At 65.7% G+C, this 5,896-nt stretch carries 6 protein-coding genes; 1 reads left to right on the top strand and 5 read right to left on the bottom strand.

Annotated features, from left to right (window positions below):
• Positions 1–615: 615 nt before the first annotated feature.
• The 5 genes from ACFHPP_RS30195 to ACFHPP_RS30175 all read right to left on the bottom strand — a co-directional run bounded on the left by ACFHPP_RS30195 (position 616) and on the right by ACFHPP_RS30175 (position 4,163).
• Positions 616–1,455, bottom strand: a complete 840-nt coding sequence (locus ACFHPP_RS30195) for a transporter substrate-binding domain-containing protein (protein WP_437166936.1) — start codon at positions 1,453–1,455, stop codon at positions 616–618.
• Between the two features lie 168 nt (positions 1,456–1,623).
• Positions 1,624–1,911, bottom strand: coding sequence for a hypothetical protein (locus ACFHPP_RS30190; RefSeq protein ID WP_437166935.1), 288 nt, complete (start codon positions 1,909–1,911; stop codon positions 1,624–1,626).
• Complete coding sequence (locus ACFHPP_RS30185) at positions 1,908–2,675, bottom strand: hypothetical protein (RefSeq protein WP_437166934.1); 768 nt, start codon at positions 2,673–2,675, stop codon at positions 1,908–1,910. The genes ACFHPP_RS30190 and ACFHPP_RS30185 overlap by 4 nt, the downstream gene beginning before the upstream one ends.
• Positions 2,676–2,844: 169 nt before the next feature.
• Complete coding sequence (locus ACFHPP_RS30180; protein WP_437166933.1) at positions 2,845–3,276, bottom strand: hypothetical protein; 432 nt, start codon at positions 3,274–3,276, stop codon at positions 2,845–2,847.
• A gap of 539 nt (positions 3,277–3,815) precedes the next feature.
• On the bottom strand, positions 3,816–4,163 hold the full coding sequence (locus tag ACFHPP_RS30175) for a DUF1810 domain-containing protein (RefSeq protein WP_437166932.1): 348 nt from the start codon (positions 4,161–4,163) through the stop codon (positions 3,816–3,818).
• On the opposite strand from ACFHPP_RS30175, the gene ACFHPP_RS30170 reads away from it, so the two are divergent.
• Entirely contained in the window at positions 4,162–5,595 is a 1,434-nt protein-coding gene (locus ACFHPP_RS30170; RefSeq protein WP_437166931.1) for a nucleoside hydrolase-like domain-containing protein, read from the top strand. The genes ACFHPP_RS30175 and ACFHPP_RS30170 overlap by 2 nt on opposite strands.
• Positions 5,596–5,896: the final 301 nt, after the last annotated feature.

Genomic DNA, 5,896 nt, shown 5'->3' with positions numbered 1-5,896 from the left:
ACCAGTCTATACTTCAACTGGGACAGCTTGCCGTGCCAGAGACGCCGTCCACTCGCAGGGCGCAGCTCGAGGATTCGCTTGTCCGTCGGCCAGGAGGCTCATCAACATGCTCAGGCATCTCAGATCCGGCCTGGCGCGTTGAGGCTCGGGCAAACAATGCGGTCCCTTCAATGCGCAAGCTCATTCCCCTGCTTCTCTTGCTGCCGGCGGCTTGCGCCGGTCCGGCTCCGCCGGACCCAACGACATGGATCGGAACCTCTGAGGCAGCGCTGGTCTCCAATCTCGGGGTACCTGACCGGGTTTATGAGCAGGATGGCAGGCGGGTGTTGTCCTATGACAGGGCTGGGTCTTCTGCTCCTTTAGTGACGCCCTCGATTGGATTTGGCATCGGCAGCTTTTCTGGCGGCGGCCGCAGGGGGACCGGCGTTGGAACGGGCCTTGGTCTGGGCTTTGGTGGGGGCAGCGGCCTGGCGAGCTGCACCACCAGCTACGAGATGCGCCAGGGCCGGGTAACCGGTGCTGCTCGGGCCGGACCGGGCTGCGGCTGAGTCCCCGCTTCCCAGCGCAATCGCGGCCTGACTGCCGTCGGCGAACTCGACGGGTTGAGGCGTTGCCTCAGTCGGACGCGACATGCACTCCGCGTAGACCCGCGGCCTCAATTGCACGCGCTACAGTCCCGTCGCGCTTCAGCTGAGCCACGAATTGCGTGAGGAACTCCAGCGCGGTCGGATCACGTCCTTTCGGTACCGCGATGGCCATCTGCACGACGTTGAAGCGGCCATCGAGCATCCGCGCGCCCGCCGGGATCCGCCCCAAGACGTTGTGCAGGAGATGCGCGTTTTCTCCATAGGCATCTGCGCGGCCGGAGGAGAGAACTTCTGCCGCTTGGTCCGCACCGCCGGGCACGCGCACCACCTCGGCGTTCCTCAATGTCCGGGTCAGGAAGAGGTCCGGTGCGCTACCCTGCGGTACAGCCACACGGACGCCCGGCTGGTCTACCTCGGACAGCTGCGTAAGCCGTGATCCCGCGGGCACCAGGAAGACGTTGTCCACCTCCATGAAGTTCGGGCTGAAGTCCACGAACTCGCCACGCGCTGGGTCACGTGCGGCAAAGCCGACGTCCCAGGCGATCTCACGCGAGAGGCTCTCGGCATAGCGGGCCGGGTTGGCGTAGGGCACCGGCTCCAGCGGCATGCCGAGATGTTCCGCCAGGGCCGTCGCCAGCTCGACGGAAACGCCGCCAAGATTGCCCGTTGCGACGTCGCGCCTGACCAGTACGGGATTGGAGACGATCAACGCCGCCCGGAGCCGCCCGGTCGGCGCCAGAGCCTGCCGGGCAGCAGGCGGGACAGAGCCTGGCTGGGCTTTGGCGGCTGCGTTCAGGTTCGCGAACGCGGCGAGGAATGGCGCGGCCGCTTGCACCAACCACCGGCGTGAGCACGAGGAACCCGACATGGGAGGCCTCCCGCATGGCCACAGACTAGGCACTGGAACGCTGCCCACCCGGATCCGGAATGGTCAACTCCAATCCGTGCCCTTCCTCCCAATGGAGGCGAAGTCAGGCTTGCCGCTCGGAAGCGAGGTGTGGCGCCAGAAAGGACAGCGCGGGGCGTGCACTCATGCTCAGTCGATGAAGCGGCCGCCTTCGTGACAGGTCGGCGGTTGGCTCTCCGCCACAGCGTCGGCCAGGTCGGCACCCATCTCCAGCTCCACGCAGGCGGCTTCCGCCTCGCGGATCAGGGCGTCGAGGTCTGCGACGATCCGCCGTGCCTGGCCGCGCAGCCTTTGCCCGGCGATGGCCTCGGCGCTGCGACGCCCGTGCTTCCACGTCGCCTTGCGACACCGCTCCAGACCCTCCGGCGTTCGCGCCCCGGGCCGAGGTTTGGCTTGGGGCGGAAGAGGGTCGCTCACTTTCGACCCCCCCTCCCCCGCTTCAGCGTGCCCGCGATCACCGCCTGCCCGCCTTCCTGCACCGTAACGTGCTGCACCGTGACAGTCTGCCGGCCGCCGTTCCGCAGCCGATCCAGGGTGAGCGCGCCGCGTTGCGAGCATTCGAGCACCCGCGCCGCCGCCCTCGCCATCCTGGCCGCCTCGATGCTCTGCATCTGCTGTCGCTCTCCGGGCACCCAGGGCGCAGCCAGCGCCAGGGAGGCATGTGCCTTGGCCAGCATCTCCATGCCAACCACCTGCGTCGCTGCAATCTGATGGACAAGGTTGCGCTCCAGCGCGGTCTGCGCACCGATGCTCTCTGCCATCTCCAGCGCCAGTGTGAGCGCCGACTTGGAAACTCCTGCCGTCATCATCATCCGCTGCTCGCTGGCCTCGGCGGCCAGCATGTCAGGGGGCTGCTGCACAGCCTTCTGGAACACGTCCGGTCCGAACTCCGGCGCCGGCGCAACCACCACCTCGCCGCTGTTGCCCCGCATCAGAGGAGCCCCGGCGGCGAGCAGCGGATCGCATTGGCGGTCCGACTGACGCTCGAGGTAGGCGGCGTCATGATCCTCGCGGTCCGCGCCGGCAGCGTCGCCAGCATTTCGCATCTGGCGGGCACGGTGGCGCCGCGTGGTGGCTGTCGCCCTCAGCACACGGGAGAACACACCGCTACCGTCGCGGATGGGCTTGCCGGCCAAGCGGGGCAAGGTGGGGTCATGGGGGATATCCGGATTGTCGCTCACGCCTGACCACTCCTCGTCCTACTGGACCTAGAGTAGAGTTTTCAGGGAAATACTTCCACCTTAATGCCTGTTTTCGTTGGAAATCCGACCGGACATGGGTGGTGGCGTCACCTTGAGGTCGCCTTCCTGCCGAACCAGACGCCGCCGGTGCATTCGGTCGGGAGGTTGTTTACTCCTGCGGCTCCTCGGCAAGCTCCGCCACCCAGGCCGGCAGCGGCTCGCCCAGGACGCGGAACACCGCGTTCCCCAGGTTCCAGAGATGTACCTCGTCGCCACTCGGGTGGCGCGAGTGCCAGAGCAACACCTGGGCCTGGGCCAACAGGCCGGCGGGGGTGGTGACGTGTGCCTGCGTGATCGCAGCCATTCGCTCGTGATAGCCTGTGGCGCTGGCAAAATAGGTTTCAAGCTCGCGGTGATCTGCAGCGGACCAGGGCCGGGCCATGTCGCAGAACCGGACCAACTTCAGCTCCTTCGCCTCTTCATCCGCAATGAACCTCTCCGCAAGCTGCACCACCTCCCTGTCTTCTGTCGCCACAGCGACTCTTCCTGCCAGGAGGTTGCTGTTGAACGGATCAAAGACCGTAAGGTTCGTGTCGGGCATGCTGCGGTCTCCCGAATGGCCGCGTTGCACTCAGGCCGGGTAGAGCATGTTTGTCCCGCCGGTATTTTACCTTAAGCGTTACTCAATGCTAGGCGCAATGCAGGATATGTCCCAGGGCGTTACCAACCGCAGATTGTTCTTGTGGATGATAGATGAAGCTCCGTGAGCTAGAACTGAATGAGGGCATCACCCTCCAGTGCGACGCCTGCCAATCGACCGTTCGATGGTCGAAGGCGGACCTGGAGAGGGTGTTGGGACCCCAAGCGGACCTTCACCAAATCGGCCAGCAGGAGCGATTACGCTGCCGGGGCTGCGGCCGGACGCCTTCCACCGCTTGGCCGTCGTGGCAGCCACGGTGACGCGACCGCCATGCGCGAGCTGCTGGCCTACCCTGAACAGCAGGTGCGGGATTTCACTGCGGTGCTTCTCGGCCAACGAGTTACCACCCCTGTCTTTGGTCAAACCGCTCCGAGCGCATCGTGGGTGAGCGGATCCGGCGTGCCGTCGATATACTGCTCGATTGCCTCCACGAAGGCAGCCTAGTCGGACAGCGCTATGGAGAACAGCGTCATGGACGACCGGAACTTCAGGTCGTCCGGGCTGCCGAAGATCTGGTTCGCCGACCGTCCTCCGACCGCCAGGACCAAATCGACGCACTCGACCAGCCGCGGCCCCAGGACCGGGTGCGCCATGTAGGCCTGCGCCTCGGCCAGCGACGCAATGCCAAAGCGCTTGGCGGTGGAGCTGCGGCCGAGGGCGCGGTGCTGGGGGAACACGAACCACATCCAGTGCGTGACCTTCTGGCCGGCCCGCAGCTCGCGCCGCACCTGGTCGATCACCGGCTCCTGCGCCTGCACGAAGCGGTCCAGGTTCGGCTTGTCATTCATGGCTTGGGCCCCGTTCCTTCATGCCGAGTTCGCCGAGGTCGAGCAGCGATGGTCCATCATCGGGTTGATCGTGGTCCTGTCCGTCCCGGTGGCCGGGCTGATGGTGGCTCCGCGCCTATTGCGCGGCACTGTGGCCGAGGTCGATGAGCTGCTAGGCGAGCGCGACATGTGCTTTGATGCCGTCGTGCCGGACACCGTTCTGCCGGACGGTGATGGCAATACGCTATGCCGCAAGCTGCGCGGTGCGGGCTTCGCGAACCGATTGTCATCCTTGCCGAAAAAATGCCGCGGAAGCGGAGCAGTGGAGCCTTCCAGATATGATGGTCGAAAGTTTTCTGTGAGCACCAATACTTCCCTAGCGCGCCGCCGCATCCTGTGGAGTGGTTTGGCCCTGGCCACTCCTCTGCTTGGATGCAACGTGATCCTGGACGAAGTAGCCCGAGCTCCTGCTCAGGCGTCCACAGGGAACACAGCGAGGCATCGCGTCTTCGTCACGACCGACGCCGGTGGCTCGGACAAGGATGACATGCAGAGCCTCATCCATTTGCTGCTTTACTCCGATCAGTTGGACATCGTTGGCCTGGGATCGTCGGCGGCCATGCTGGGCTCCGGCAGAGTGGCCGCAATCCATTCCGTGATCGCGGCTTATGAGGCGGATCGCGCCAAGCTCCTGACCCACTCGGCGGGTTATCCAACCGCGGATTTTCTGCGCAGCATTGTTCATGAAGGCTTTCCGACCCGGCAACCAGAGGCAGGCTTCTCCCGGCCCACCAGTTCGTCGCGGGCCATCATCGCGGCCGCCAAGTCCGCCAGTCCAGGAAGCCCGCTCTATCTGCTCACCTGGGGTAGTCACGGGGACGTGGCACAGGCGCTTCACGATGACCCAACCATAGCTCCGAACATCCGGCTCATCTCGAGCGGCGTGGATGGGCAAGACCCGAACGCGCACCGTTATCTTCTGGCGCGCTGGAAGGGCCGGATCTGGTGGATCAACGGCGCCACCAGCGGACGAGGCATTTACGCTCCGCCCAGCGGCGCCAACACGCCTGACAGGTTTTGGCCCGGCCCGAACGCGCGCGGACACGGCACGCTCGGAGAGCTCTTCATTGCCTGCACGCAAGACCTCTACGGAGATTTCGACGGCACGCAGAGAGTCGATGGCCTGAAGATGGGAGACAGCTTCTCTGTGCTCTATCTGATCGACCCTGGCCGCAACCCCGATGATCCAACCGGGCGCGGTTGGGGCGGCTCCTACGTCGCCTCCGAGCCGCGATACTGGACCGACAGCCGCAACCGGGCGCTGGCCTTTGGCAACTATCACGGCGCCAAGACAGTGGCCGACCACAAGAGCATCTTCCTGGCTGACTTCGCCGCCCGCTTTGACCGTGCCCAGGCTGCGAAAGCTGCGACAACTGCGCCACGTTTTCTCTGACCGCCAAACCGGACGTTGCCTTGTGCAGGCGCTGGTCAGCTGCCAGGAGGCGGTTGCCCAAGGCCGCCGGGATGGGCCACTAACTAACTCCGGATGTGGTTGGCTCCGCGTCAACAGCCTGGCTCGCGAGCGGACGCCGCGGGCCTGGCATGCAAAGAGCCCCATGACCTCGTGCTGAGGCCATGGGGCTCTGGGCGCCCTCCGCTGAGGGAGGGCTGGGTTGGGCTACTCGGCCGTGGCGCCGCGGCGCATGCGGCCGCGGGGGGGGGGGGGGGGGGACACCCCCCCCCCCCCCCCCCCA

Origin of the sequence: Falsiroseomonas sp. E2-1-a20, from assembly GCF_051433195.1 — a bacterium.
In the GTDB taxonomy this organism is placed as follows: Bacteria; Pseudomonadota; Alphaproteobacteria; order Acetobacterales; family Acetobacteraceae; genus Falsiroseomonas.
This window is presented reverse-complemented; position numbering and strand designations above follow the sequence as displayed.

What these genes read in the sequence shown, in the direction of transcription:
- ACFHPP_RS30195 (WP_437166936.1), bottom strand. Translation starts at nt 1,455, where the DNA reads ATGTCGGGTTCCTCGTGCTCACGCCGGTGGTTGGTGCAAGCGGCCGCG.
- ACFHPP_RS30180 (WP_437166933.1), bottom strand. Translation starts at nt 3,276, where the DNA reads ATGCCCGACACGAACCTTACGGTCTTTGATCCGTTCAACAGCAACCTC.
- ACFHPP_RS30170 (WP_437166931.1), top strand. Translation starts at nt 4,162, where the DNA reads ATGGCTTGGGCCCCGTTCCTTCATGCCGAGTTCGCCGAGGTCGAGCAG.
- ACFHPP_RS30175 (WP_437166932.1), bottom strand. Translation starts at nt 4,163, where the DNA reads ATGAATGACAAGCCGAACCTGGACCGCTTCGTGCAGGCGCAGGAGCCG.